This is a genomic window from Yinghuangia sp. YIM S09857, from assembly GCF_051388915.1.
GTDB lineage: Bacteria > Actinomycetota > Actinomycetes > Streptomycetales > Streptomycetaceae > Yinghuangia.
Window position 1 is genome coordinate 512,066 of record NZ_JBPKBH010000002.1, and the last position, 25,491, is coordinate 537,556.

General features: G+C 73.0%; 25 protein-coding genes. 12 read left to right on the top strand and 13 right to left on the bottom strand.

The features are described 5' to 3' along the window. Both ACRX5S_RS05490 and ACRX5S_RS05495 read left to right on the top strand, forming a co-directional pair. Positions 1–1,568: family 16 glycosylhydrolase (locus tag ACRX5S_RS05490; protein ID WP_436771600.1), on the top strand; the 1,568-nt coding region annotated here is incomplete at its 5' end. A 343-nt stretch (positions 1,569–1,911) separates the two neighbouring features. Continuing rightward, on the top strand, positions 1,912–3,525 hold the full coding sequence (locus ACRX5S_RS05495; RefSeq protein ID WP_436771601.1) for a CHAD domain-containing protein: 1,614 nt from the start codon (positions 1,912–1,914) through the stop codon (positions 3,523–3,525). A 58-nt stretch (positions 3,526–3,583) separates the two neighbouring features. Here the strand turns inward: ACRX5S_RS05495 and ACRX5S_RS05500 are convergent, their stop codons facing one another. Further along, positions 3,584–4,285, bottom strand: a complete 702-nt coding sequence (locus tag ACRX5S_RS05500; RefSeq protein WP_436771602.1) for a hemerythrin domain-containing protein — start codon at positions 4,283–4,285, stop codon at positions 3,584–3,586. A gap of 593 nt (positions 4,286–4,878) precedes the next feature. Between ACRX5S_RS05500 and erm the strand changes: the two genes are divergently transcribed. Beyond that, positions 4,879–5,661, top strand: coding sequence for an ErmE/ErmH/ErmO/ErmR family 23S rRNA (adenine(2058)-N(6))-methyltransferase (gene erm, locus ACRX5S_RS05505; protein WP_436771603.1), 783 nt, complete (start codon positions 4,879–4,881; stop codon positions 5,659–5,661). A 10-nt stretch (positions 5,662–5,671) separates the two neighbouring features. On the opposite strand, the gene ACRX5S_RS05510 is transcribed toward erm, so the two are convergent. Both ACRX5S_RS05510 and ACRX5S_RS05515 read right to left on the bottom strand, forming a co-directional pair. Continuing rightward, the gene (locus tag ACRX5S_RS05510; RefSeq protein WP_436771604.1) at positions 5,672–5,998 is read right to left on the bottom strand and encodes a hypothetical protein; all 327 of its coding nucleotides are present in this window, start codon (positions 5,996–5,998) and stop codon (positions 5,672–5,674) included. 379 nt (positions 5,999–6,377) lie between these two features. After that, positions 6,378–7,529 carry an FAD-dependent oxidoreductase gene (locus ACRX5S_RS05515; RefSeq protein ID WP_436771605.1) on the bottom strand — a complete coding sequence of 384 codons (1,152 nt, stop codon included), beginning with the start codon at positions 7,527–7,529 and terminating at the stop codon, positions 6,378–6,380. A gap of 138 nt (positions 7,530–7,667) precedes the next feature. Between ACRX5S_RS05515 and ACRX5S_RS05520 the strand changes: the two genes are divergently transcribed. Beyond that, a complete protein-coding gene (locus ACRX5S_RS05520) occupies positions 7,668–8,666 on the top strand; it encodes an inositol monophosphatase family protein (RefSeq protein ID WP_436771606.1) in 999 nt (332 codons plus the stop codon). A gap of 223 nt (positions 8,667–8,889) precedes the next feature. Here ACRX5S_RS05520 and ACRX5S_RS05525 read toward each other — a convergent pair whose 3' ends face one another. The 4 genes from ACRX5S_RS05525 to ACRX5S_RS05540 form a co-directional block, all read right to left on the bottom strand. Continuing rightward, positions 8,890–9,837, bottom strand: coding sequence for a hypothetical protein (locus tag ACRX5S_RS05525; protein ID WP_436771607.1), 948 nt, complete (start codon positions 9,835–9,837; stop codon positions 8,890–8,892). A gap of 241 nt (positions 9,838–10,078) precedes the next feature. Continuing rightward, positions 10,079–10,801, bottom strand: coding sequence for an alpha/beta fold hydrolase (locus ACRX5S_RS05530; protein WP_436771608.1), 723 nt, complete (start codon positions 10,799–10,801; stop codon positions 10,079–10,081). A 13-nt stretch (positions 10,802–10,814) separates the two neighbouring features. Next, entirely contained in the window at positions 10,815–11,006 is a 192-nt protein-coding gene (locus ACRX5S_RS05535; protein ID WP_436771609.1) for a DUF5708 family protein, read from the bottom strand. 148 nt (positions 11,007–11,154) lie between these two features. Continuing rightward, a complete protein-coding gene (locus tag ACRX5S_RS05540) occupies positions 11,155–11,760 on the bottom strand; it encodes a TetR/AcrR family transcriptional regulator (RefSeq protein WP_436771610.1) in 606 nt (201 codons plus the stop codon). Between the two features lie 169 nt (positions 11,761–11,929). Here ACRX5S_RS05540 and ACRX5S_RS05545 point away from each other — a divergent pair, with 169 nt between their 5' ends. Next, positions 11,930–12,997, top strand: a complete 1,068-nt coding sequence (locus tag ACRX5S_RS05545) for a zinc-binding dehydrogenase (protein WP_436771611.1) — start codon at positions 11,930–11,932, stop codon at positions 12,995–12,997. Between the two features lie 199 nt (positions 12,998–13,196). On the opposite strand, the gene ACRX5S_RS05550 is transcribed toward ACRX5S_RS05545, so the two are convergent. Beyond that, positions 13,197–14,132 (bottom strand): class I SAM-dependent methyltransferase, encoded by a 936-nt coding sequence (locus ACRX5S_RS05550; RefSeq protein ID WP_436771612.1) that lies wholly within the window; start codon positions 14,130–14,132, stop codon positions 13,197–13,199. Between the two features lie 74 nt (positions 14,133–14,206). After that, complete coding sequence (locus ACRX5S_RS05555; protein WP_436771613.1) at positions 14,207–15,307, bottom strand: NAD(P)/FAD-dependent oxidoreductase; 1,101 nt, start codon at positions 15,305–15,307, stop codon at positions 14,207–14,209. Positions 15,308–15,398: 91 nt separating this feature from the next. Here ACRX5S_RS05555 and ACRX5S_RS05560 point away from each other — a divergent pair, with 91 nt between their 5' ends. The 3 genes from ACRX5S_RS05560 (at position 15,399) to thpR (ending at position 17,272) form a co-directional block, all read left to right on the top strand. Next, positions 15,399–15,995 (top strand): helix-turn-helix domain-containing protein, encoded by a 597-nt coding sequence (locus tag ACRX5S_RS05560; RefSeq protein ID WP_436771614.1) that lies wholly within the window; start codon positions 15,399–15,401, stop codon positions 15,993–15,995. 159 nt (positions 15,996–16,154) lie between these two features. Continuing rightward, on the top strand, positions 16,155–16,658 hold the full coding sequence (locus tag ACRX5S_RS05565; RefSeq protein WP_436771615.1) for a peptidylprolyl isomerase: 504 nt from the start codon (positions 16,155–16,157) through the stop codon (positions 16,656–16,658). Between the two features lie 23 nt (positions 16,659–16,681). Further along, positions 16,682–17,272, top strand: a complete 591-nt coding sequence (gene thpR, locus ACRX5S_RS05570) for an RNA 2',3'-cyclic phosphodiesterase (protein WP_436771616.1) — start codon at positions 16,682–16,684, stop codon at positions 17,270–17,272. A 194-nt stretch (positions 17,273–17,466) separates the two neighbouring features. On the opposite strand, the gene fusA is transcribed toward thpR, so the two are convergent. Together fusA and ACRX5S_RS05580 are read right to left on the bottom strand one after the other, a co-directional pair. Next, a complete protein-coding gene (gene fusA / locus ACRX5S_RS05575) occupies positions 17,467–19,605 on the bottom strand; it encodes an elongation factor G (RefSeq protein ID WP_436771617.1) in 2,139 nt (712 codons plus the stop codon). 763 nt (positions 19,606–20,368) lie between these two features. Then, positions 20,369–20,905, bottom strand: a complete 537-nt coding sequence (locus tag ACRX5S_RS05580) for a DUF2199 domain-containing protein (protein WP_436771618.1) — start codon at positions 20,903–20,905, stop codon at positions 20,369–20,371. 70 nt (positions 20,906–20,975) lie between these two features. Here ACRX5S_RS05580 and ACRX5S_RS05585 point away from each other — a divergent pair, with 70 nt between their 5' ends. The 3 genes from ACRX5S_RS05585 to ACRX5S_RS05595 all read left to right on the top strand — a co-directional run bounded on the left by ACRX5S_RS05585 (position 20,976) and on the right by ACRX5S_RS05595 (position 23,049). Beyond that, positions 20,976–21,692: a class I SAM-dependent methyltransferase gene (locus tag ACRX5S_RS05585; RefSeq protein WP_436771619.1), complete on the top strand. Its 717-nt coding sequence runs from the start codon at positions 20,976–20,978 to the stop codon at positions 21,690–21,692. A gap of 44 nt (positions 21,693–21,736) precedes the next feature. Beyond that, positions 21,737–22,717 carry an LLM class flavin-dependent oxidoreductase gene (locus ACRX5S_RS05590; RefSeq protein ID WP_436771620.1) on the top strand — a complete coding sequence of 327 codons (981 nt, stop codon included), beginning with the start codon at positions 21,737–21,739 and terminating at the stop codon, positions 22,715–22,717. A 116-nt stretch (positions 22,718–22,833) separates the two neighbouring features. Then, positions 22,834–23,049, top strand: coding sequence for a dodecin (locus tag ACRX5S_RS05595; protein ID WP_436771621.1), 216 nt, complete (start codon positions 22,834–22,836; stop codon positions 23,047–23,049). 123 nt (positions 23,050–23,172) lie between these two features. Here ACRX5S_RS05595 and ACRX5S_RS05600 read toward each other — a convergent pair whose 3' ends face one another. Both ACRX5S_RS05600 and ACRX5S_RS05605 read right to left on the bottom strand, forming a co-directional pair. After that, positions 23,173–23,652, bottom strand: coding sequence for an SUKH-3 domain-containing protein (locus ACRX5S_RS05600; protein WP_436771622.1), 480 nt, complete (start codon positions 23,650–23,652; stop codon positions 23,173–23,175). Then, positions 23,649–24,629, bottom strand: a complete 981-nt coding sequence (locus ACRX5S_RS05605; RefSeq protein ID WP_436771623.1) for an NADPH:quinone oxidoreductase family protein — start codon at positions 24,627–24,629, stop codon at positions 23,649–23,651. The genes ACRX5S_RS05600 and ACRX5S_RS05605 overlap by 4 nt, the downstream gene beginning before the upstream one ends. Positions 24,630–24,962: 333 nt before the next feature. On the opposite strand from ACRX5S_RS05605, the gene ACRX5S_RS05610 reads away from it, so the two are divergent. After that, on the top strand, positions 24,963–25,364 hold the full coding sequence (locus ACRX5S_RS05610) for a rodlin (protein ID WP_436771624.1): 402 nt from the start codon (positions 24,963–24,965) through the stop codon (positions 25,362–25,364). Positions 25,365–25,491: the final 127 nt, after the last annotated feature.

Here is a 25,491-nt window from a genome sequence, read left to right on the forward strand (position 1 = left end):
TTGCGGTGGGCGGACGAAAGGGTCGCGTGATGCTGCGAGCGACGGCACCGGTGGACGACGGCGACGGCGACACTCCTCGCCGGAAGGCCCAGAAGTGGGGTGTCGGAGCGGCGGTCGCCGCGCTGCTCGTCGTGGTCCCCGTCGTGGTCGTCGCGAACGCCGTTTCGGAGCGCGGCGGTTCGCGCACCGCCCCGACGGCCCCCGACCTCGCGGCGGGCGACGCGAAGCACACCGACTGGGAGCTCGCGTGGTACGACGAGTTCGACCGCGGCCCGCTCGACGCCACCAAGTGGATGACCTGCCTGTCGGGGTACGACACCGCGAAGCCGTGCAAGGGCGCCACCGACGGCGAGCAGCAGCGGTACGTCCCCGAGCAGGTCGGCGTCGCCGACGGGGCGCTGCGGCTGACCGCGGAGCGCAAGCCCTCGGACGGCCTGCCGTTCTCCTCCGGCGCGGTGAGCACCGGGGCGCGGGCGGGCGAGTCGTTCGACGACAGCCGCCGCCTGTTCGAGCCGGGCCTGTACCTGGAGGCGCGGGTGCGCCTGGCGGCCGGTGCCGGACTGTGGCCGGCCATGTGGCTGATGCCCAAGGTGCCGGAGGCCCCGTACCTGCCCGAGATCGACGTGTTCGAGTTCGCCGGTGACCAGCGCCTCGCCCAGGCGCGCCTGCACGCCGCGGGCGCCTGCCGTGCCGAGCTCGGCCAGGTACGCGGCGAACGCGAGTGCTACGGCGAACTCGCGCGCGAAGGAACGCACTTCGCCGACGACTACCACCTGTTCGGCATCGACTGGCAGCCGGACCGGCTGACGTACTACGTGGACGGCAACGCGGTGCTCACGGTGGTCGGCGAGGCCGTGCCGCGCGAGCGGATGTACCTCATCTTCAACCTCGCGGTCGGCGGCACCATGGGCGGCGACACCGCGGCGACCCCCGCGTCCGCGACCATGTCGATCGATTACGTGCGGGCCTGGTACGGCGCGGGAAGTCCCCCGGTCGGGGCCGCGAACGAGGCCGCCGGACGGGGCGGCGAGCCGGGCGCGGCGCCGCCGCCCGGGCCGGCGTCCTCCCCGCCCGCGCCGACCTCGGCGTCCCCGAGCGCGCGTTCCGCCGCGCCGTCGACCACGCCTCCCCCGCCGACCACCAAGGCACCGGCCTCGTCGGCGCCGCCGCGCGACACGCCGAAGCCACCGGCGTCGTCCACCCGCCCGGCGCCGCCGCCGGCACCGGCGCAGCCGGATCCGTGGCTGGAGTTCCTGGCCCCTGCCGACTACAGCACGGTGCGCGGCACGATCACCGTGCGGGTGCGGGTCAACGGGGCCCGGGAGCGCGTGCAGGAGGTGTCGTTCTACCTCAATTCGCACGACTGCAATTCGCCGAAGGGCGACGCTATCTGGATCGGGTACGACCGCGACGACGACAACGATGGCATCTACACGATCACTTTCGACACCCACCGCCTCGACAACGGCTGCAACACCATCTCGACGGTCGGCATCGACGCCGCCGACGAGTACCGCTACTACCCGCCGGTGGGCCGCGTGCACCTGGACGTGTACGTGGCCAACTGACGGGTGCGGGCCGCGCGGCGCGATCCTCCGTCACGTGCTGCGCGGCCCTTCCTCACGCCGTGGGTTGCTGCCTGCTGCGCGCTCCCGCGCTCGCTGCTGCTACGTGACTGGCGCACCCGCCTCGTTGTGTCGCTTCCGCGCTCGCATGCTTGTATCGCTCCCGCGCTCGCATGCTTGTATCGCTCCCGCGCTCGCATGCTCGTGTCGCTCCCGCGCTCGCCCGCTTGTGTCGCTCCCGCGCTCGCCTGCCTGCGTCGCTCCCGCGCTCGCCTGCCTGTGTCGCTCCCGCAACCTGGCCCCCACCGACAGCATGGGTGCCGCGCGGATGGGCACCCATCCCTGTATGGCTGCCACACGCATCGAAACCGAACGCAAGTACGAAGGCGGCGCCGCCGACATCCGCCTGGACCCGTCCGGCCTGCCGGGCGTGTCCGGGGTGGTCCCGGCACCGGACGAGGAGCTGGACGCGGTCTACTACGACACCGCCGACCTTCGGCTCCTCGCGCACGGCACGACGCTGCGCAAGCGCGCGGGCGGGCACGACGAGGGGTGGCACCTCAAGCGCGGCAAGGGCGACGATCGGCGCGAGGAGATCCAGGTCCCGACGACGGACGACGACGTCGTCCCCGAGGAACTGCACGTCCGTGTGAAGGCCCTCGCACGCGGCAAGCCGCTGGTCCCGGTGCTGCGCATGCGCACCCGGCGCGAGCGCGAGCACCTGGTCGACGGGCAGGGCGGCGCGGTCGCCGAGATCGCCCGCGACCACGTCGCCGCCGAGATCCTGGACGCCGCGAGGCCGGGCGGGCGGCGTCCGCCGGGTCGGCGTACCGGTTCGGGGGCGGCCGGGAGCGGCGGCGGCAAGGCACCCGGGCGCATCCTGTCCTGGGCGGAGCTTGAGGTCGAGTTGGAGAACGACGCCGAGGGGAAGGAGGCGGCGGCACTCCTCGACGCGGTCGAGAAGCAGCTTGTGTCCGGCGGCTGGCACCGCTCGGCCAGCGCGTCCAAGACCGCCCGGGTCTTCGCCGACGGGCCCGGTCGTGCGGCGCCGCGGACGCCGCGGAAGGGCAGCGCGGGCCAGGTGGTGCACGACCGGCTCGTCGAGCAGGTCCGGGTGCTGGTCGCGACCGATCCGGGGGTGCGCCTGGACGAGGACGAGGCGGTCCACGACATGCGGGTGGCGGCGCGGCGACTGCGCAGCCTGCTGCGGTCGTACCGGCGGCTGTTCGACCGGTCCGTCACCGACCCGGTGGCCGACGAACTGCGGTGGTTGGGACGCGTCCTGGGCGACGCGCGCGACCACGAGGTGCTGGCGGCTCGCCTGACCGCCGGTGCGGACCGGCTGCGCCTTGCCGACGCGACGGGGGCGACCGCGGCGGATCTGGCGGACGCGGGGGCGCGGATCCACGCGACGGAGGGACGGGCGTACGACAAGGCGCGCGAGGCGGCGGTCGTGGAGCTGGACAAGCGGCGCTACTACCGGCTGCTGGACACCCTCGCCGCCATGGCCGCGGACCCGCCGCTGCGGGCCCGCGCGGACCGCGAGGCCCGGCCGGAGCTGCGCCGCACCCTGAAGCGCGAACAGCGCAGGCTCGCCGAACGTGTCGCCGCCGCACGGTCGGCCCCCGTCGGGCAGGAGGGGGACGCCGCTCTCCACGCCGCCCGCAAGGCCGCCAAACGGGCGCGCTACGCGGGCGAGACCGCCCAGCCGTTCGCCTCGGGCGCGGGGCGGTTCGCGAAGCGGACCAAGGCGGTCCAGCGGCTCCTCGGCGAGCACCAGGACGCGGTGGTCGCCCGCTCGGCACTGCGGCGCATGGCCGCCGAGGCCAGGGCGACGGGCGCCGATTCGTTCGCCTTCGGGCTGCTGTACGCCGCCGAGGACAAGGCGGCCGCGGAAGCCGCCGCCAAGCTCCCGAAGACGTGGAAGCGCGCGAAGAAGAGGAAGTTGTCGCGCGTGTGACGGGACGCTCCGCGCCCGGGCCGAGGGCCACGCTCGGAAGAACCGGACCCTTCTCCCGTCAGGCGGCGATGAGCGGCAGCGAGGCGGCGTTCAAGACCCTCTCGTAGCGGCGGCGCATGGTGCCGGTGAGGAGGCGGACCGGCGGGGGCGCGGTGGCCATGACGTTTGCCACCGCTCGCGGGTCCGCGGCCTCGAACATCCACGGCTGCACGAACATCAGCATCCGGCGGGGAGTTCGGGCGAGCATCCGCCGTTCGACCGCGAGGTAGTCGCGTACGCCCACCCCCGCCAACACGGGAAACACCGCCGCCTCCTCGCGCCGCAGGTGCCCGTGCACCAGGGTGTCGAAGCGCGCCGCGGCGAGCGGTAGTTCGGCGGCACCGGGGGTGGCCAGGGCGGCGGAGACGGCGGCCATCACCCGGTCCAGGCCCGCGTGGTCGTCTCCCAGTACGTCGTCGACGGACACGCCGGTGCGGCGGCGCAGTTCGGGCCAGAACTGCTCGTCCTCGGTGTGGTGGTGCCAGTCGATCGCGGCGCGCACCCTCTCCCACCACGCGGCGGTCGCCGGCTGGTGGCCCGGCCGCGTGGCGACGGACGGCGCGGCGGCGACCAGTCGGCGCGCGTCCCGGCGCATTGCCCGGTGCAGCAGCGCGAAGGCGTGGAGGTGGTCGGGGAGGAGGTCGATCCCGTACTCGCTGGAGTTCGCGGACGGCTCCGCGAGGACGTTGGCGGCGGAGTTCTTGTCGGAGTTCACCGGCATGGCGGGCTTCCCTTCCCCTCGGGTGCCGGCCTGATCCGGCGCTCCCTGGCGGTGACTCCATCTCAACGCACGGAACCGAGACGATCCATGGCCGGAACTCCAGGTTCCATGCGCACTCGTCTCATCTCGGTGCCATGCGGCGGGCATGTCGCGCGTCGAGCACGACGCCGCCGGGAATTCCCTTGCCCGCGGTGGAGCCGGGCGCATAGCGTCGCCGGAGGTCCCGCGCCGCTCTGCGGACGGAGACCGTACGCCTGCTTCGCCCGACCGGTTCTGGAGAGCGCCCATGTGTTGCTGCTGCTGCGCGGCGCCCTGCTGCGGCGCCGTGACCCGTTCCGGCCCGGGGCCCGCCGCAAGCCTGTGCTTCGCAACCTGGCGGACGCGGCGCGGCCCGGGAGCCCTGACCGGCCGGTAGCGCCTGTCCGCGCTCTGTGACGCCGCCGTCGCGCACGGCGCCGCGCAGCCGCGTGCACGCCTGCCCGGGTACGGGTCAGGGCCCCTCGCCCGATTCCGAACGTCCGTGTTCGGGCAGGCGAAGCGGCTCTTCCGACGGCACATGCTCTCGGCACAGTCCCAGGAAAGGGACGCAGGCCATGGCCCGCACCTCCACTCGCGACCGACTCCGTCGCGAACTCTCGCAGAACTTCCTCTCCCGCGACGCCGCGCGGCGCTTCGTGCGCGTAGCGCACCCCGCGCCCGGCGCGCTCGTCCTCGAAGTCGGCGCCGGTCGCGGCGCCGTGACGGCCGAGTTGGCCCGCGTGTCCGGCGCGGTCGTGGCATACGAACTCGACCCGCGCCACGCGGCGTTCCTCCGGCGGCGATTCGCGGACGGGCCGCACCGCGTGTCGGTCGTGCGGGGCGACTTCGTCGCCGCACGCGACCCCGCACGCCCGTTCGAAGTCGTCGCCAACGTGCCGTTCTCCCGGACGTCCGATGTGGTGGCCTGGTGCCTTGCGGCACGGCACCTCACGCGCGCGACGCTCGTGACCCAGTGGGAGTACGCGCGGAAACGCACGGGCGGCTACGGCCGGTGGACGCTCCGCACGATCCGCACCTGGCCGACGTACGCGTGGTCGCTCGCCGGACGCATCCCCCGCGCCGAGTTCCGTCCGGAACCACGCGTGGACGCGGGGATCCTGCGGCTCACCCGGCGTCCAGCACCGCTGCTTCCGAGCCAAGTCCTCAGCGTCTACGAGGAATTGGTGGACATCGGTTTCACCGGCCGGGGCGGGTCGTTGCACGCGTCACTGCGCCGGCACCTGCCGCGCCCGGTGCTCGACCGGGCGTTCGCCCGCGGCGGGATCGAACCCTCGGCCGTGGTGGGCGATGTGACGCCTGATCAGTGGATCCGGTTGGCGGAGGAGGTGTTCGACTGACGGACGGGCGTCACGAACGGGGGCCGAAGAAGCGGCGTTTCGTGCGCCGCCGGGCGGGGCGCCGCACACGGGCGCCCCGCCCGGCGGCGAGGTCGCCGCTCCGATGCCAGGGGTCGTCCGGCGACACGACAGGCGACTTGCGCGCCGCCGCGGCCTGGATCTCGACGTGTGCGTCGTGCGCGGTCCCGTGCAACGCCTCGTCATGCGCGAACAGCGCAGCCCGCAACGCCGACCCGGCCACCCCCCGCCGCCGAGCCCGCACGGCAAGCCACCCGAGACCCGCCATCGAGCTCCCGATCGCCAAGGCGACCACGAGGACAGCGGCAAGGGCGGACATGGCCCCGACCATAACCCGAGGGCGGGTTGGGAGGTGGATACGCGGGGTGGTGGGTCGCGGCTCACGCACGGGTGTGACACCGCGACGCTGTCGGGCGGCGCCCGCACGCCGCCTGCCCAGCGGCGGCCGACTCCCCCGCGCCGACCACAACGTCGAGGTCGGCTATCGCAGTGGCTGTCGGCACGCATTGTCACCGACCGCCGCGCAACCGACCAGGCCCGCCCGGCCTCGGCCGACCCACCCCCGCCTCGCTGCCCCAGGCGGCCGACCCACCCCGCCTCGCTGCCTCAGGAACCCCGCTCAGCCTCCCTGCCTCAGGCGGCCGACCCCACCCCGCCTCCCTTGCCTCAGGCAGCCGACCCCACCCCGCCTCGCTGCCTCATGCAGCCGACGCCTCCGCGCCGACCACCGCTCGCGTGCGGACCGCTTCCGCGTCCTCGGCGCGCAGATGGCGCGCGATCTCTCGAACCGCCGATCGTCCCGCCCTGTTGGCACCGACGGTGCTCGCGGACGGGCCGTAACCCACCAGATGGATCCGCGGGTCGACGACCACGCGTGTGCCGTCCATGCGGATGCCGCCGCCCGGTTCGCGCAGGCCGAGTGGGGCCAGGTGGTCGAGTACTGCGCGGAAGCCGGTAGCCCACAGGACGGCGTCCGCTCGAATGACGCGCGGGCCGTCTGCGGTGTCCCACCCGACGCCGTCCGCCGTGAGTCGGTCGAACATCGGGAGCCTGCGCAGCACTCCGCGCTCACGGGCGGCGCGTACCGCCTCCGTCGGCGGCAGGCCCGTCGCGCCGGCCACGCTCTTCGGCGGCAGCCCACGCCGGACGCGGTCCGCCACCTCCGCGACGATCTCGCGGCCGATCTCCGGCGTGAAGGGCTCGTCCGTGAACTTCGGGGGACGCCGGGTCACCCACGTCGTCGTGCCTCCGGCCGCGGCGATCTCCGCCAGCGCGTGGATCGCGGACGTCCCGCCGCCGACGACCACGACGTGCCGCCCGCGGAACTCCTCCCCGCCCCGGTAGTCCGCGGTGTGCAGTTGCCTGCCCCGGAACTCCCCCGCCCCCGGGTAGAACGGCACGAACGGGTGGCGCCAGGTCCCGGTCGCGTTCACCAGCGCACGGGCGGTCCACGTCCCCGCGTCCGTGTCGACCTCAAGCCGGCCGTCGTCGCGCGACCGGACCTCGGCCACCCGCACCGGGCGTACCACCGGCCGGCCCAGCGTCCGCTCGTACGCCGCGAAGTACTCCGGCACCGCCTCGCGTGCGGGCCGCTTCGGGTCGCCCGGTTCGAAGGCCATGCCCGGCAGATCGTGCACGCCGTGCACCGACTCCATGAGCAGCGTCGGCCAGCGGTGCCGCCACGCGCCGCCAGGTGCGTCGTCGGCGTCCAGCACCACGAAGTCGAGACCCGACCGGCGCAGGAAGTACGCGGCCGACAGCCCCGCCTGGCCCGCGCCGACGACGACCACGTCGACGTCGCGGCGGCCCGCACCGAGTGCCGCCCCCTCCTCGGGTCCGAAAGCTTCCATGCCGTCGACAACGCCGCGAGGGCCTGTGGCCTTCCCGCCGGTTGTCCTCCCGCAGCATGGTGCGGATCACGCCGATCGCGCGGATCGGCGTCGTGTTGGGGATTGCCGAGCCGCCGTCCGGCCCCCTTGGATGGAGGAGTGATCGGCGAACGCGAACTCGGCCAGGTGACCGACTTGATGCTCGTGGTGGCGTGCGACGAGGTGCTGCCGAGATTCGGCGCACTCTCCGACGCGGACGTCACCGAGAAGGGGCCGGGCGACCTGGTGACGATCGCCGACCGCAGAGCCGAGGAGCGCCTGACCGAGGGCCTGACCGCGCTGCTGCCGGGCTCACACGTGGTCGGCGAGGAGGCGGTGCACGCGGACGCCGGCATCCTGCGGCAGTTGGACGGCGACCGGCCCGTGTGGATCGTCGACCCGGTCGACGGGACGGGCAACTTCGTCCGGGGCGACGAGCGCTACTGCATGCTCGTCGCGCTCGCCTCGGGCGGCAAGGTGCAGGCCTCGTGGACGTACGCGCCCTCGCTCGGCCTGCTGGCCACCGCCCGGCTCGGCGGCGGCGCCCTCTACAACGGCCGTCCCGTGCGGGTGCCGGGCGCTCCCGAGCCGGGCGCGGAGGCCGAGCCCGGCACCAAGTCGACCGACGCGAACGCCGGCGAATCCGCAACCGCGACGAGCGGCACCGCCGGAGCCAAGTCCGCCCGGAGTGCCAAGGGTTCGCGAGGCAAGAGCGCAGGCGCGCGGCGCGGAAGCGCGAAGCCCGCGGCCGCCAAGTCGGGCGGCGCCGCCGCGCAGGCCGCTCGTCGGCGGCTCCGGCTGACGCATCCGACCTACCTGCGCCCGGAGCACAAGGACATGCTGGCGAAGCTCCGCACGCCGGAGTTCGAGGTCGAGCCGTCGACCTCGGCGGGGCTTGAGTACGTGGACCTGGTCCGCGGCGAGGCGGACGCGCTCGTCTACACGTGGGAGAACCCGTGGGACCACGCCGCGGGCCTGCTCCTGCTCTCCGAGGCGGGCGGGATGTCGGCCAACCTGGACGGCTCGCCGTTCGCGCTGACCGGCGGCAACGCCCTCCCGCTCATCGCCGCGGCGAACGAGGACCTGACCACGGACCTGACGAAGCGCCTCACCGCTTAACGGGGTTCGCACGGCGAGAGCACTGCGCGACGTCTGGGCCATTCCCTTGGGACACGGCCCAGGCCGTGTCCGTCGGATCTTTGCACCTCTCACGGCCCCTGGGCACCACGCCTCGCGGCGTTGCGGACCCTTGCGAGTACGAGGAAGTACGAGCCGCGGGCCCGCGCCTTGCGATGCACGGCACCAGATGCCGCGAGCGGCACAAAGATCCGACGGACACGGCCTAGTGCACCGACGCGCAACTGAAGCCGCCCGTGCCGTGGCTGGAGTGGTGGCCGGTACCGGTGTACGTCGACCGGCCGCCGCTCGGGCGCGGCGGGCGGAACAGGTCGGACTGCGGGAACAAATCCTCCCACCAGGTCCGCAGCGGGTGGCCGAACTCCTCCTCGACCGCCGCCGTCGCCGCGGCCTCCCAGCGCACCGACGCCCCCGTGTCGCGCAGCGCCCGCACCGCGGGCTCCAGGGCGAGGCCGGTCAGCGGCTGCGCGTCCTCCCACCGGTGCGGCCGGGTGTCCGTGGGCAGCGGGACGGCGGGCGCGATGTCGTACCGGTGCAGGGTCACCTCGGCGCCCTTGCCCCGGCCGGTGACGAGGATGCCCCACAGCGGGAGGGCCGCCAACTCGCGGGCCTTGCCGCGGCGTTCCTCGGTGTGTGCGCGCTCCAGCGCCAACCGCCTTTCCGCTTCCCGGCGTTCGGCCGCGACGTGCTGCGCGACCGCCGTGCGGGCGGGAACGTACGCCTCGCCGGCCGCCGCGACCTCCGCACGGTACGCCGCCACCGCGCGCGCCCACTCCCGTTCGACCTCCCGCATGCGCCACCACATCATGCGGTTGCCGAGCTTCTCGCACTCCGCCTCGTGCCGTTCGCGGGCCGCGGCCGCCCGGTCGGTCGCGGCGGCGACGGCGTCCAGGTAGTCGGCACCGGCCGCCAGCCACTCCGCGTGGGACTCGGGCGAACACCGCACGACGGCGGGGGAATGTGCGAGCCCGATGCTCAGCACCAGGAACTCGACGGGTGGTTCGGCGTCGAACGGGTCGGTCCAGCGCAGTTCGGTGACGTAGAGCACGTGTCCGTCGAAGAACTCGGCGTCGCGCCGCAGTTGGTTCCGGTGCTGCTTGACCCGCCTCTGGAATTCCTGGTGTTGCCGACGCCAGCCGCCCCAATAGCTCACCTCGACCCCTCTCCACGACGCTCCTCCCACTGTCCGCCGACCGGAGGTCCGGAGACAACCCGGAGGAGGTCTCCGGAGGGAATCCCCTCGAAGGGGTCCTGCCCCGAGAGGTCCATCAGGAGCGTGTGGAAGGGCAGTGCGGGGCGGGGCAGCGGCACGAGAAAGATGCTCGAAGGGCCCGGGAAACGACCCGGGAAACGGCCCGGGAAGGGCCCCGGGAACGGCCGCCGGGGCGAGGGCCTCAGCCCGATACGGCCTCCAAGGCGTCCGCTGTCTCCGCCGGGCGCGTGATCATCAGGTCGTGTCCGGCCGGGACTTCGGCGGTCCGGGCGTCCCCCAGCCGCGCCGCGAAAGCGCGGGCCAGCGGCGGCGGGACGGCGGCGTCCTCGCTGGCGACGATGTAGCCGGTGGGCAGCCCGAGGGCCAGGAAGGCGGAGAGGCGACCGGGCTCGACGAGCGCGGCGGGCGGGTACGCGCGGTGGCGTGCGAGCACCCACGCGCGGTCCTCGTCCGTGCCTTCCGGCATCAGGATCTCGGTCATGAGCCGGTGGTCGGTGCGCGCGGTGCCGTCCGCCTCGATGGTGACCGCCTTGGCCACCTCGGGTGTCTGTGGAACCGCCTGGATCAGCGTCTCGCCGTCGTTCGCGACGACCGCGGCCAGGAAGACGACGCGCGCGATCCGGTCGGCGGCGGCCTCGGCCACGCGCGGGACGACCACGCCGCCCATGCTGTGGCCGACGAGCACGACGTCGCGGAGGTCCTCGTACTCCAGCACCGACGTGATGTCGGTGACGAAGGTCGCGAACGGCGTCTCGGGGCCGCCGAGATGGGCGCGCTCGCCGAAGCCGGTCAGGGTCGGGGTCCACACGTCGTGGCCGCGGGCACGCAGCTCGCGGGCGAGCCGCTGCCAGCACCAGCCGCCGTGTCCGCCGCCGTGGACCAGCACGAATGTCCGTCGGGTCACGCTGCCTCCGCGATCAGGCCGTGGTACGTCGCGAGCGGCGCGTGACGACGCGGAAGACGCCGTACAGCAGGTCCAGTGCGCCGATCACGATGAGGACGAGTCCGAGTTTGCCGAGCTCGATCGCCGGGATGTCGACGTCGCCGGCGTACAGCATGAGGGCCGTACCCACGGCTATGCCGAAGATTCCGATCACCACGTCGCGCATCGTGCCCCCGTCTCCTCCGGTCGTGTTCTCTCGCGGTCAGATTAAAGGTAGGGCCGCGCACCGGGGAGGGGCGTCGTGCGCGGGCAGGAGATCGGCCTGCCCACTTCGATGTACGCGGATTCCGGGGTGAGTTCCGGTCCGAGTCGCATCAGTCCGTCGCGTCGGGGCCGAGGACGCCGCGCAACACGAGGTCGGTCAGCGAGGCGATCAGCCCCTCGACGTCCTGCACGTCGCGGATGCACAGCGCGAAGATGGCCGCACCGGCGATGGTGTCGAAGAGCGTGTCCGGGTCCACGCCGGGACGCGCGTCGCCGGCCTCGACCGCTTTCGGCAACTGCCGCGTCAGGCTCCCCCGCGCGGCGGTCTCCAGGCGCGCCGCGAGGATCTGCTGCAACGCCGGGTCCGAGCGGATCTCCGACATCAGCCCCGGGATCGCCTCGCGCGTCGCGGGCTCGGCGAACATCTGCACGGCGCCGCGCACCATGCGCCGCACCTCGGCGGCGAATCCGGCGTCCGGCTCGTCGCGGGGCTCGATGCCGACGAACACCGCCTCGTGCACGACATGTGCCTTGGACGGCCACCGGCGGTAGATGGCCGGGCGGCTGACCCCGGCGGTGGACGCGATGAGGTCGATCGAGACGCCCGCGTACCCGTGTTCGACCAACAGCCGCCGCGTCGTCTCCAGAACCGCCTCGCTGATCGTGGGATCGCGGTGCGGGCCGTAGCGGTGGCCTGTCCTCGCCGGGTGCGTCATGGGTGCTCGTACTCCTCGGAGGTCCTTGACCCGGTCAGGCAGCTCGGATAGCTTGCCACAGCGCTAGTCGTTCCAAACTGTAACGACTGACCCGAGGACGGGTGCGGCGCCCCGCGTGAGCGAGCGTGAGCGCGTGCGCGCCTCGGGCCGGAGAGGCTTGGTGGCAGAGATGACCGTGGGAAACACCGTCGAGGCGTGGGCGTGGGTCGCCGACCGGACCGGCGCGCCCGGCGAGGTGCTGGAGCGCCGCCGTATCGAGGTACGCGCCCCCGGCCCCGGCGAGATACGGGTCACGAGCGAGGCCATGTCGCTCAACTTCAACGACATCGACTGCGTGTACGGCCGGTACGCCACGGTCCCGGTCGACCCCCCGTTCACCCCCGGCATGGAGGTCGTCGGCGTCGTCGAGGCCGCCGGCCCGGGTGCCGAGAACATGCTCGGCAAGCGCGTCATCGGGATCCCGTCCCGCGCCCTCGGCGGGTACGCCACCAGCGTGGTCTGCCCCGCGGAGATGACGCTCGACCTGCCGGAGCGCTTCCCCGCCGAGACCGGCGCGGCCATCCACTACCCGTTCCACCTGTCGTGGCTCGGCCTGCACGAGCGCGGCAAGGTGCAGAGCGGCGAGACGCTGCTCGTCACCGCGGCCGCGGGCGGCGTGGGCTCCGCCGCGGTCCAGTTGGGCCGCCGCGCCGGGGCCCGCGTCATCGCCCTCGCGGGCAGCGACGACAAGCTCAAGCTGTGCCGCGACCTGGGTGCGGAGCTGGCGCTGAACTACCGCACCGAGGACTGGGTCGCGCGCGTCAACGAGTACACCGGGCAGCGCGGCGTCGACGTCGCGTTCGACCTGGTCGGCGGGCAGGTCACGCAGGACATCTTCCGCTGCATGGGCTTCAACGGCCGCCACCTGATCGCCGGGTACGCGTCCGGGATCGAGCAGGAGCACAACGCAGGGTTCGACCCGTGGCGCATGGTGTACGGCAACTTCTCGCTCGTCGGCGTCGCCCACCTCTACGTCGAGGACCCGGTCGGGCACTGGGCTCGCGGCGGCATGCGCCCCTCGTCGCGCGCACACGGTCTCGCGGTGCACGCGGAGATCCTGGGGCTGCTGGACGCCGGGGAGATCGAGCCGGTCATCGGACGCCGCATCGACTTCGACGACATCCCGGCCGCGCTGACCGACATGGAGTCCCGCGCCACGCACGGCAAGGTTGTGGTCACGAACCTTCCGGCGATGTAAGGGACTTCGCGGGACGTTCGGGGGACCTCACGGAGTGGGGTCGGAGGCGGGCCGGGAACTTCCCCGGCCTGCCTCCGACTTGCTGCCAAAAGCCGACGACTTCGTTTCGGCTCGCGTGCCGAGACTTCCGACGGCCTTCTTCCCCGACTGCCCCTGACTTCCCTTCTGGTACGGGACGTTGCCGCCGCACGCGCCTTGCTCAGCCCCCGGAGCACACCCGCGCGGTGTGGACCGTCGTCGCGGTGAGGTAGAACGCGTCCGGGCGCCACAGGATGCCCGTCGGGGCACCGTCGTCGATGAGGCGGTCCAGCGTGTCCAGGTCGTCGGCACCGAGTTCGTCGGCGAGCATCGACCGCAGGCGCGTCAGATGCCGGTGCAACTGCTCGCGGGCGGCCATGCCGAGCGGCGCCGGGTGGTCGGTGAGGAACGTCCGGGATCCGGTCGGCACGAGCCCGGCCGCGGCCAGCATCGCGGGCCAGTCCTCGACCAGCGAGACGGATCCGGGGAGTTCGGCGCGCATCGCGGCGAACCCCGCCTCGTTGGCGGCTTCCAGACGCGGCTGCAACCCGGGCTGCCCGATGCCGATGTCGCGGGGCAGGAACCGCAGTGGAAGTCCGCGTTCGCCGACCGCCAGGATGCCGCCGGGGCGGAGCCGGGCGGCGAGGTCGCGCAATGCCCCCTGCTGGTCGCCGAGATGGTGTACGACGTCGCGCGTCCACACCAGGTCCGCGGTCGGCAACGCGTCGAACTCCTCGGGCAGATCAGCCTTTTGCGCCACCACGCGACCGGCGAGCCCGCGTTCGGCCGCGCGGGCGCGTACCCGGTCCAGGAGGCCGTCCGCCTGGTCGACGGCCACGACCTCGGCGCTCGGGAACGCCTCGGCGAGCACGCACGTGGCCACGCCCGGACCACTGCCGACGTCGAGGACGCGGGACACCGCTCCCCCGCCGCCCGCCAACTCGCCCAGCCAGGAGGCGGTTTGCTCCAAAGCGACAATCTGTAGTTCGGCGCCGCGCTCCAGCAGCGTGCCCATTTCCTCCCAGTCGACGTCGTGGTCGCCGTGGGAGTGGGAATGGGAATGGTCGGGGCTTGGCTTGCGGTCGTCGGTGTGCCAGTGCTTCGGATGAGCGGTCATGTGCGTCCCGTCCTCTGGTGGCGGTGATCCGTCGTTGTTGTGTGGAGCGCGGCCGCGTGTGCGCGCGGAAGGTGTCAGTGCACGCCTGCCGGGGAGAACGGCGGCAGGGGTGCGGACGATGCCGCAGACCGCGCGACAGCCGTCGCGACGTCCTCTTCCACGAGGTCGAGGTTGAGTGCGAAGGCCGCGGACGCCCCCATCCCGGCCGCCGTGACCACCTGGGCGCGCGGGTCGCGGACGTTGCCGACCGCCCACACCCCCGGGACGCTCGTACGCCCCGCCGGGTCGACCGCCACCCACCCGTTCTCGTCCACCGCGCAGCCGAGCCCGGTGAGCAGCGCGTCGTGCGGCACCATGTGCGGGAGCACGAACACCGCGTCGCGGGCCACCACGCGCCCGTCCGCGAGTTCGACACCGGTGAGCGCGTCGGCGGCCGGGTCTGCGACCACGCGCTTCACCGTCCCCTCGATCACCCGCACTCCGCGTGCCGCCAGTCGTTCGGCCTGTTCGGGCCGCAGGTCGGCGGTGTGCCGGAACAGCACGACGTCGGAGGACCACTGCCGCAGCAGGAGCGCGTGGTCCGCGGCCCCCGGGTGTGTACCGAGGACGCCGAGCGGCCTGTCGCGTACCTCGTAGCCGTGGCAGTACGGGCAGTGCAGCACGTCCCGCCCCCAGCGCTCGCGCAGGCCCGGAATGTCCGGCAGGACGTCTCGCAGGCCGGTCGCGACGACCATGCGCCGCGCCCGCAGGACGGGCCCGCCGGAGAGGGTCACGTGGAAGGCGACGGGACTCCCCGGCGTCCCCGCGTTGCCGCCGACCGCTTCCGCACCGACCGCTTCGTCCGTCCCGACTGCATCCGTGCCGACCGCTTCGATGCCGTCGACCCTGGCCTGGATCAGGTCCACCCCGTACCCCGCGACCTCGGCCCGGCCGACCGCCAGGAGCTCGGCCGGCGACATACCGTCCCGTGACAGGAAGCCCTGCATGTGCGCGGCGGGCGCGTTCCGCGGCTCCCCCGCGTCGACCACCGCAACGCGGCGGCGCGCCCTCCCCAGCACCAGCGCCGCGTTCAGCCCGCCCGCACCGCCGCCGATCACCACGACGTCGTACGTGCCCGGCTCGGCGGCTCCCCGCGGCCCGGCCGCCTGCCGTGTCCGTGTCTCTGCCTGCACCATGTCGACCACCTCCGCCGCCAGCGTGTCCCGCGCGATCCTTATTCGGCAATCTTTGTTGCCGTTTCCGGGAATCGGCGATCCAATGGTCGGCATGGAACACACCCCGGCCATCGCCCAGGCCCTCAACGAGGTCGGTCCGCGGCTGCGCCGCCTGCGCACCGAGCGCGGCGTCACGCTCGGCGCGCTCGCCGAGGCCACCGGGATCTCGAAGAGCACCCTGTCGCGTCTGGAGTCGGGGCAACGGCGGCCGAGTCTGGAGCTGCTGCTGCCCATCGCCCAGGCGCACCAGGTTCCGCTGGACGAGCTGGTCAACGCGCCGGAGGTCGGTGATCCGCGCGTGCGTTTGACGGCGCGTCAGGTGAACGGCAACGTCGTCCTCCCGCTGACCCGGCACCCCGGCCCGCTCCAGTCCTACAAGATGATCCTGCCGAAGTCGCGGTCCACGCCGGAGCCGTGCACGCACGAGGGCTACGAGTGGCTGTACGTCCTGTCCGGCCGCCTCCGCCTGGTCCTCGGTGAGCACGACGTCGTCCTGGGCCCGGGCGAGGCCGCCGAGTTCGACACACGCGTGCCGCACTGGTTCGGGACCACCGGAGAGGGCTCGGTGGAACTGCTCAGCCTGTTCGGCCGCCAGGGCGAGCGCATGCACGTACGAGCCAAGCCGCGTACGACGAAGACGCCGCCGTGACATACCCTCGTTCCCCTCGGCGGGCACGGTTCCGCGCCGACACGCTCGGCGTGGACGGCGGCGGCACCCCGCGTCACCGAATCTCCTATGCTCGACCGGGTGGGTCGGCCGGGAGGCCGGTTCGCAGACATGCAATCAAGTCCAGGAGGGTCCCCCACAGTGGGTGAGAACGTCTACTTCAAGGTCTCGGCCGACGGCCAGAGCCTCGGCACGATCACGTTCAAGCTGTACGACGACGTCGTGCCGGACACCGCGCGGAACTTCCGTGAGCTGGCCACCGGTCAGCACGGCTTCGGCTACGCGGGGTCCACGTTCCACCGCGTGATCCCGGACTTCATGCTTCAGGGCGGCGACTTCACTCGCGGCGACGGGACCGGCGGCAAGAGCATCTACGGCGCCAAGTTCGCGGATGAGAACTTCCAGCTCAAGCACACCAAGCCGGGCCTGCTGAGCATGGCGAACGCGGGTCCGAACAGCAACGGCTCGCAGTTCTTCATCACCACGATCGTCACCGACTGGCTCGACGGCAAGCACGTCGTGTTCGGCGAGGTCGTGGAGGGCATGGAGGTCGTCAAGGCGATCGAGGCACTGGGCTCCGGCAGCGGCCGCACCAGCAAGAAGATCGTCATCGACGAGTCGGGCGTCGTCGGGCCCAAGGCCTGACCGACCACCCTTCGGGACGACCGGTGACCGAGGCGGCCGCCGACCGCGAACCTCCGGCGACCGTACGCCTGTTCGTCGCGGTCGCGCCGCCCGACGAGGCGAAGGCGGAGCTGGAGCGCGCGCTTGCGCCGACGTACGAGGCGCACCCGCGGTTGCGCTGGAACCGCATCGAGGACTGGCACATCACGCTGGCGTTCCTCGGTGAGCTTCCGAGCGGAGTGGTTCCCGGGCTGCGTACGGCACTTGAGGCCGTCGCGGCGACGCAGGCCGCGGTCGCGCTGGAGTTGTCCGGGTCCGGGCACTTCGACGACCGGGTGCTGTGGTGCGGCCTGCGCGGCGACGTGACCGGTCTGCACCGGCTGGCCTCGGCGACCCGGGCGGCGGTGGCGGCGAGCGGCGTACGGTTCGACGACCGGCCGCTCAGCCCGCACCTCACGCTGGCCCGCGCGCGGCGCGACAACCCGGACGGGGTGCCGCAGGCAGCCGCCGAGTTGTCCGGCTTCGCCGGTCGTCCGTGGCGGGCGGAACGCCTCCACCTGGTGGGCAGCAACTTCGCCAGGGGTCCGGAGCCGATTCGCTACCGCGACGTCGCCTCCTGGCCGCTGACCGGGTGACGGAGTGACGGGCAGTGCCCCGCCGCGTTGATCGCGGCGGGGCACCCCCTTGTCGGGCCCCATTGGGCGCGCGCCTGTCGGGCGCTCATCGGGCACTTTGCCGAGCCTTCCACGGCCGCCCTGTCAGGCCGTTGTCAGCCCGGTTGCGGCCCGCCCTCACGGCCGTTGCCGCCTCCGCCGGGCCAACGTGCGCGTCAGCCGCGCCCGGCGACCACCGCGTCGGCGATCCCCCGCGGGACCTGGGCGTACGCCGCGAAGCGCATCGTGAACGACGCCCGGCCGGACGTGCGGCCGCGCAGGTCGCCGACGTACCCGAACATCTCGGCGAGCGGCACGTGTGCCGTCACGACGCTCGCGCCCGACCGCTCGCCGATGGCCCTGACCTGGCCCCGGCGCGCGTTGAGGTCGCCGATCACGTCGCCCAGGTGGTCGGCGGGCGTGGTGACCTCGACGGCCATCAGCGGCTCCAGGAGCGCGGGCGACGCCCGCCGTGCGGCCTCCTGGAACGCCGCCGTCGCGGCGATGCGGAACGCGCCCTCGGACGAGTCGACGACGTGGAAGTCGCCGTCGAGCAGCGTCACCCGCACGCCCGTCAGCGGGTATCCGGCGAGCACGCCCGCGTCCAGCGCGGCCTGGCAGCCCTCGTCCACGGACGGCACGAACTCCCGCGGCACGCGGCCGCCGACGACCTTGCTGACGAACTCGTAGTGCCCTCCTTCCCAAGGTTCGACGGCGATGCGGATGCGGGCGTAGTGGCCCTTCCCGCCGTTCTGCTTGCGGTACGTGTAGTCGTGCCCCGCCACGGCCGCGAGCAGCGTCTCGCGGTAGGCGACGCGCGGCCGGCCCACGTTCGCGACCACGTCGAACTCCCGGCGCATGCGGTCGACCAGCACCTCCAGGTGCAGTTCGCCCATGCCCGACACGACGGTCTGGCCGGTCTCGCGGTCGGTCTCGGCACGGAAGGACGGGTCCTCCTCGGCCAGCCGCTGGAGGGCCAGACCCAGCTTGTCCGCGTCCGCCTTCGAGACCGGTTCGATGGCCATCTCGATGACGGGTGCCGGGAAGTCCATGGCGCCCAGGACCACCGGGTGTGCCGGATCGCACAAGGTCTCGCCGGTGACGGTGTGGCGCAGCCCCTGCACGACGACGATGTCGCCCGCGGACGCCGAGGAGACCTCCTCCCGCTTGTCGGCGTGCACGCGGTAGAGCTTGCCTACGCGTTCCCTCCGGTCGCGCACGGAGTTGCGTACGGTGTCGCCCGTTTCGACGCGGCCCGAGTAGACGCGCACGAAGCTGAGCTTGCCCAGGTGGCGGTCGGTGGCCACCTTGAACGCGAGAGCGGTGAAGGGCTCTTCGTCCGAGGGGAGGCGTACGGCCGGACTCCCGTCGGGCGCCTCGCCCTCGACCGCGCCGATGTCGAGCGGCGAGGGGAGGTAGCGCACGACGGCATCGAGCAGCGGCTGAACGCCCTTGTTCTTGAAAGCCGTTCCGCACAGCACCGGGGTCACGACCGGGCCCGTGCCGTCGCCGGTCCCCGTACCGCCGACGCCCGTTCCGGACGCGATCGCGACGCGGCGCACCGCCTCGTGGACCTGAGCCTCGGTGGGCTCGTCACCTCCTCCCAAGTACTGTTCCAGGAACGCCGCGTCGTGCTCGGCGATGGTCTCCAGCAGGCGCGTGCGCCACTCGGCGGCGGCTTCCGTGTGGCTGTCGGGGATGTCGACCACCTCGTACGCGGACCCGAGTTCGGCGTCGGCGGGCCACACCAGCGCGCGTCGGCCGATGAGGTCGACGACGCCGCGGAACCCCGCCTCCGCACCGATCGGAAGCTGCACGACGAGCGGCACGGCGCCCAGGTGCGTGCGGATCATCTCCACGCAGCGGGCGAAGTCCGCGCCCGCCCGGTCGAGTTTGTTGACGAAGCAGACGCGCGGCACGCGGTACCGGTCCGCCTGCCGCCAAACGGCCTCGGACTGCGGCTCGACGCCCGCGACGGCGTCGAACACCGCCACCGCACCGTCGAGGACGCGCAGGCAGCGTTCGACTTCGACGGTGAAGTCGACGTGCCCGGGCGTATCGATGATGTTGACGCGGTGTGCCACGCCGTCGAGCCGCCAGTGGCAGGTGGTCGCCGCGGAGGTGATGGTGATGCCGCGTTCGCGCTCCTGGATCATCCAGTCCATCGCGGTCGTGCCGTCGTGCACCTCGCCCGCCTTGTGGGAGACGCCGGTGTAGAACAGGATCCGCTCGGTCGTGGTGGTCTTGCCCGCGTCGATGTGGGCCATGATCCCGATGTTGCGGACGGCCGCGAGGCTGCGAACGGTGGTGGTCATGACAATGCCCTTCTCCGGGTGAGGTGCCCCCGGGTTTGAGTGGTTCCGGGCAGGCGGAAGCCCGCACCGGCGGTCGGACCCCCGCGGGCATGCCGAAGCACGAAAAGGCGGCATGCCGCCGGGGGTTGGGAAGGCGCCCGCGGACAGGGGGCGATGCCCGTGCTGTCCGGGGGACTTCGGGAGGCGGTGCGGTGGGTCGATGACGACACGCGGGGGACGTCGCGGACGCGCGGGGACGCGTACCCGAATCGGCTTCACGGCCGTGGTGAGTGCGAACTCCCCGAGCGGACACGGCGGTCCGGGCGCTGTGCGGCGGTCGGCGCAGCAGGAGGCGGCACCTTCGCCGCCGGGGCCCTCGCCGCGGTCAGCGGTACGTCCCGGAGCGGGTCGTCACGACCCGGCACGATCGGGCCAACGGCCCTTCCACGGCTCCCTGTTCGTGGGGACGTGCGCAACACGGGGGCGGCTGCCGGGTACTCGACACCGCCTGCCACTCCGTGGGCTGGTCGCACGCATGCGGTCAAGGTAGATCGTCGGAGGCCCCGGGGTCATCCGGTTTTCCGGACTCGCGGCCGCGTCCGGCCGTTGCCCGGCCCCGCTCCGTTCTCGGGTCGATCGGCAGGCGCTCCGCCGCGCCCGCCGCGGTGGTCCGGTACCTCTCGGCGGCCGTTTCGCGGTCCCAGGGCCGGCGCCCGTACCGAGGCCGATCAACACACGGATCAACGATTCAACACCCGCCTCGGCGACCGGTCTTGACGTCGCGTCAGCGCTTCCCGTGGTGCCCGTGGTACTGGTCGTGCCAGGACTCCAGGAGCCAGCCGAACGCCTCCGGCGGGCGCGAGACCGCCAGTCGGGCGATCTCGCGGACCCGGTCGGGCGTCATGCCCCGGCGCTGCTCGACGGCGATCGGGTGCGCCGGGTCGACCGGGGTGAACAGCGCGGCCTGGCCGGAGCGCCGCCGGATCGAGACCGGCGGCTCCTTGGTCCAGGGCTCGTACGGGAGGCGATTCGCGAGCACGGCGTCGCCCGTGATGGTCGGACCCCAGGTCGGCACCCGGTACGTCTGGACCCAGACGTCCCACGTGAAAACCTCGTCCAGCGCGGGCACCGGGATCTCGATCGAGCCGCGCAGGAAATCCCCGACGCCCTCGATCTCACAGCCCCACAGACTGAGGTAGCTGTCCATCTCGTGGGCGGCCATGGCCCCCGACCACTCGTCCGGAGCCTCGAAACGATGCACCAGCGGTGCTTCGTGCGGCTCCCCGCAGACCTCGCACTGGAAGCTCAGCTCGTTCGCCATGCCGCCACCCTAGGCCCGTATCGTCACTCGTTCGGGCAGTCCGGCGCGACAAAGCTACGGAGCAGAGGGAATGAAGCACGATAAAAGCGACAAGACGCTCCACGATCGATACCGGGAGATGGCCGAGGGCTTCTGGGACGAGGAGTACGCGCAGGGCCGCTTCCTCGACATGCCGCCGGACCCGTTCGTCGCCGACATCCTGGGCGCGGCCTGGGCCCACGGCTTGCTGCCCGGCCCCGGCATCTACATCGGCGTGGGCAACGGCCGCAACTACTTCCCGCTCGTCGAAGGCGGGCTGGACCTCGTCGGCCTGGACATCTCGGCGATCGGCCTCGCCGCGATCCGCGACCGCGCCCCCGGCCACTACGCCCGTCTCGTGCACGGCGATCTGTCCGCGCTGCCCCCCGGCGAGACCTTCCCCGTCGTCGTCGGGCTGAACGTGTTCCACCACGGCGACCGCGACATCGCGCACGCGCACATCCGTGCGGCACTCGAATGCGTCGCGCCCGGCGGCCTGTTCTGCGTGCGCGTCAACGCGGCGGGCACCGCGCCGACCCGCCCGACCGAGGTGGCCGCCGAGTACGACGACGGGTCCGTGACACGCCGCTACCTGCCCGAGGACGGGATGCCGCCGCTCCTGTCGCACTTCTTCACGGAACCGGCGCTCGCGGGCCTCCTGGCGGCGTACGAACCCGTCCTCCCCCTCGCGCTCGACGACACCGACATCGCCACCGGTGCGCCGGGCGATTGGCGGCGCTGGCAAGGTGTCTACCGTCGTCCCGCATGACAGGGCACGGGTCGGCACGGACACACGGAAAAGAGCGACGCACCATGGTCAACGTCGGAATCTACTTCGACCTGCGCAACCCGGAGGAAACCCGCCGCAACTGGGCGGATCTGTACGCCTTCACCCTCGAACTCTGCGAGGAGGCGGACCGCCTCGGCGCCCACTCCCTGTGGCTCACCGAGCACCACCGCTTCGAGGACGGCTACCTCCCGCAACCGCTGACCATGGCCGCCGCGGTCGCCGCCCGCACCCGCAACGCGCGCATCGGCACCGGCGTGACCATCGCCCCGCTCCGCCACGCGGCGCACCTCGCCGAGGAGGCCGCGATCGTCGACCTCGTCAGTGGCGGCCGCCTCGAACTGGGCCTCGGCACGGGCTACCGGATACCGGAGTACACGCTGTTCGACGCGGAGGACGCGTACCGCACCCGCTATTCCGCCACCGACGCGCGCGCCCGCGACATCCGCCGCCTCTGGGACACCGGCTCCATCACCCCGCCGCCCGCCCAGCCCCGGCCCCGCATCTGGCTCGGCTACCAGGGCCCGCAGGGCGCCCGCCGCGCCGGCCTCCTCGGCGAATCCCTCCTCTGCGCCAACCCGGACCTCGCCGAGCCCTACCGCGCGGGCCTGGTCGAGGGCGGCCACGACCCCGCGTCCGCCCGCATGGCCGGGCTCCTGAACGGCTGGATCACCGACGACCCCGAGCGCGACTGGCCCGAGGTCTCCACCGCCCTCGCCCGGCAGTGGGACAGCTACCACCGCCACGCCGTCGAGGGCACCGGCGCCCCGGCCCCCAAGCCGGTCAACGCCGACCGCTGGCGCGCCCGCGGCGTCAGCGCCGCCCCGGCCCACTTCCTGCACGCGACCCCCGAACAGGCCACCGCCGACATCCGCGCCTACCTCGCCGACTCCCCCGTCGAGACGGTCTGGTTCTTCGCCGACCTCGGCGGCATGCCGAAGTCCATGGCCCGCGCCCACGTCACCACCCTCTGCACCGACCTGGCCCCCCTCCTCCGCGACGCCTGACCCGCTCCCCCGCAGGCGCCCGTACGGGGCGGGCGCCGGCCTCCCCGCGCGCCCCGCCCCGACCTGCGCCACCGTGGAAGGACGAACCGGTCTTTTACCGCGAGGGGAACACCGCCATGACCGCCCACACCTACCGCGTCACCGAGATCGTAGGCTCGTCCCACGAAGGCATCGACGCCGCGATCACGAATGCCGTCACCCGGGCCGCCAAAACGCTCCACAACCTCGACTGGTTCGAAGTGACGCAGATCCGAGGCCAAATCACCGACGGCCGGATCGAGCACTACCAGGTAGGCCTGAAGGTCGGCTTCCGCCTCGACGAGACGGAGTAGGCGGTTTCGCTCCGGTCATCACCCGTTCGCCGGATCGCGACCGAACACGACGCCATGGGCCTGCTCGGCCGAACAGCGTCGCGAAGCGGCCTTTTGTCGTGCGCACCGCTGGTCCCGCGCTTGTCACCGCCACGTTGCGACGTGGCGGGGCCGGTAGCCGAGGACGAGGCCTTCGAGCGCATAGGGCATTTGGTCGAAGCTCGCCAGACAGGTCTCGACGAGGTAGAGCTCGCTGGTCTCGTCGATGCCGAGGAAGGCCCGCCCGTTTTCGATTTCACCGACGGGGAAGATCACGCGGTCGATGTGCGCGCTCCAATCGCGGAAGCGTCCGCCCTCGCCCTCGCAGAGCGCCGGGTTCAGGTCGAACGCCTCACGGGCGCTGGTGATTCCGGGCCCGGAACAGGGCCTGGCGAGGCCGCCGAACTCCGCGAGGAATTCGGTCGCCGCGTCGTGGCGCCGCAGGCCATCCGACTCCAGGGACGTCAGCCACTGCTCCGGGGCGACGCGCCGTCCGGGGGTCCACCCGATCCCGCGCAGGGCGTGGTCCAGATCGTCCGAGAAGTTGTGCTCGGCCTCGGGTGACCGTTGGCCCTTGTTCGTCATGGGGTGGGGACCAGGACCAGTTTGCCGATGACTTTGCGGGTGGCCAGGGCGGTGAGGGCCGCGGGGGCCCGGTCCAGGGGGTAGGTGGCGGGGGTTACGGGGTTGAGGCGGCCCTCGGCGGTGGCGGTGATGATCTCGGTGAGCATGGCGGGGAGCGCGCCGGGGTTGCGGCGGGCGTGGTCGCCCCAGTCGACGCCGATGACGGTGCGGTTGGTGAGCAGGATCTGGTTGGCGGGGAGTTGGGGGATGTCGCCGGCGGCGAAGCCGATGACGAGGTGGCGGCCGTGCGGGGCGAGGGCACGCAGGGCGGTCGACGCGTGCGGGCCGCCGATGGGGTCGACGACGATGTCCGCACCGCCACCGGTGATTTCGCGGATCCGGGACTTGAGGTCTTCGTCGGTGTAGTTGACGGCGGCCTCGGCGCCGGCCGCGCGGGCGGCGGCGAGTTTGGCGGGGGTGGAGGCCGCGGCGATGACGCGGGCGCCGAGGCCGCGGGCGACGTCGACGGCGGCCAGGCCCACTCCGCCCGCGGCGCCGAGGACGACCAACCACTCGCCCTTGGCGACGGTGGTGCGCCGGGTCAGGGCGTACAGCGCGGTGGCGTAGCTCTCGATCATGCTCGCGGCGGTCTCGAAGCCGACGGTGTCCGGGAGCGGGGTGCACGCGGCGGCGGGGACGAGCGCGTGCGAGACGTAGCCTCCCGGGCGCGGCGAGCCGCACACGACGCGGGTGCCGACGGCCGGGGCGTCGACGCCTTCTCCGAGCGCGCGGACGACTCCCGCGACGGCCATGCCGGGGACGTACGGGAGCGGCGGCTTGATCTGGTAGAGGCCGCGTACGAGCAGGCCGTCCACGAAGCTCACGGCGCTCGCGCGCACCTCGACGAGGACCTGCCCGGGACCGGGCGTCGGATCGGGGGCCTCCTCGACGTGCAGGTCGTCGACGGGACCGAAGCTGCGGCACACGACTTGGCGCATTGCGTAGTTCCCCCACATTTGGCGGCGTTCGTCCTGCGGGGCGCCGTCGGCCGCGCCGCGCCGATGTCGCCCGGTGCGCGGCGGCCGGGGTGCCACCGGCACTCTCGCACAGATGTCCGGTCGATCGGCCGAGGGGGCCGGTGGGGGCGCGGCGCGCGTACGGCGGCGTGCACCCGTCCGGGGCGCCGCGCCGGTGCCGCGCGCCGGGGGTGCGCTGCGGCAAGAGGGTGAAACCGCGCAACCAATTGCCGTCCATCGGGTTGGACATGACGCCGCGGCGGTACTGCAACTCCCTTCCAGCCTTCCCAGGCATCGACGTACGAAGGAACTCTGATGGCGAACAGCTTCCAGCGCGTTTCGGCTACCGCGGTCATGGCCGCATCGGTCTTCGGCCTCACCGCTGTGGGCGCCCCGGCGGCCATGGCCGGCGGCAACGACGACGGCAACACCGCCGTCCAGGCCGGCAACAAGTCGGCGCAGGCCATCGGCAACTCGAGCAGCGACGGCGTCCTGAGCCCGAACATGGGCGTCGTGCAGGGCGGCGTGGTGAACTGCTTCGGCCTCCAGAAGGTCGACGTCAACGTCCCGGTCGGCGCCCTCATCGGTGCCGGTATCGGCGTCCAGGACGTCCTGACCGACCAGGTCCAGCAGGTGTGCAGCCCGAACGCGATGCAGCAGACCGGCGACGACCCGCTGGCGAACGTCCTGTCCAGCGTTCTGTCCGAGAACGGCTGACCGTCCCCCGCTGACCGACCCGCCGCCCGCGTGGGACTCCTCCACCCCGCGCGCCCCGGCCCTTGACCCTGCCGGGGGTTGACGAGAGGCGGCGGGCACCGCGGGGGGGGGGGGGGGGGGGGGGGGG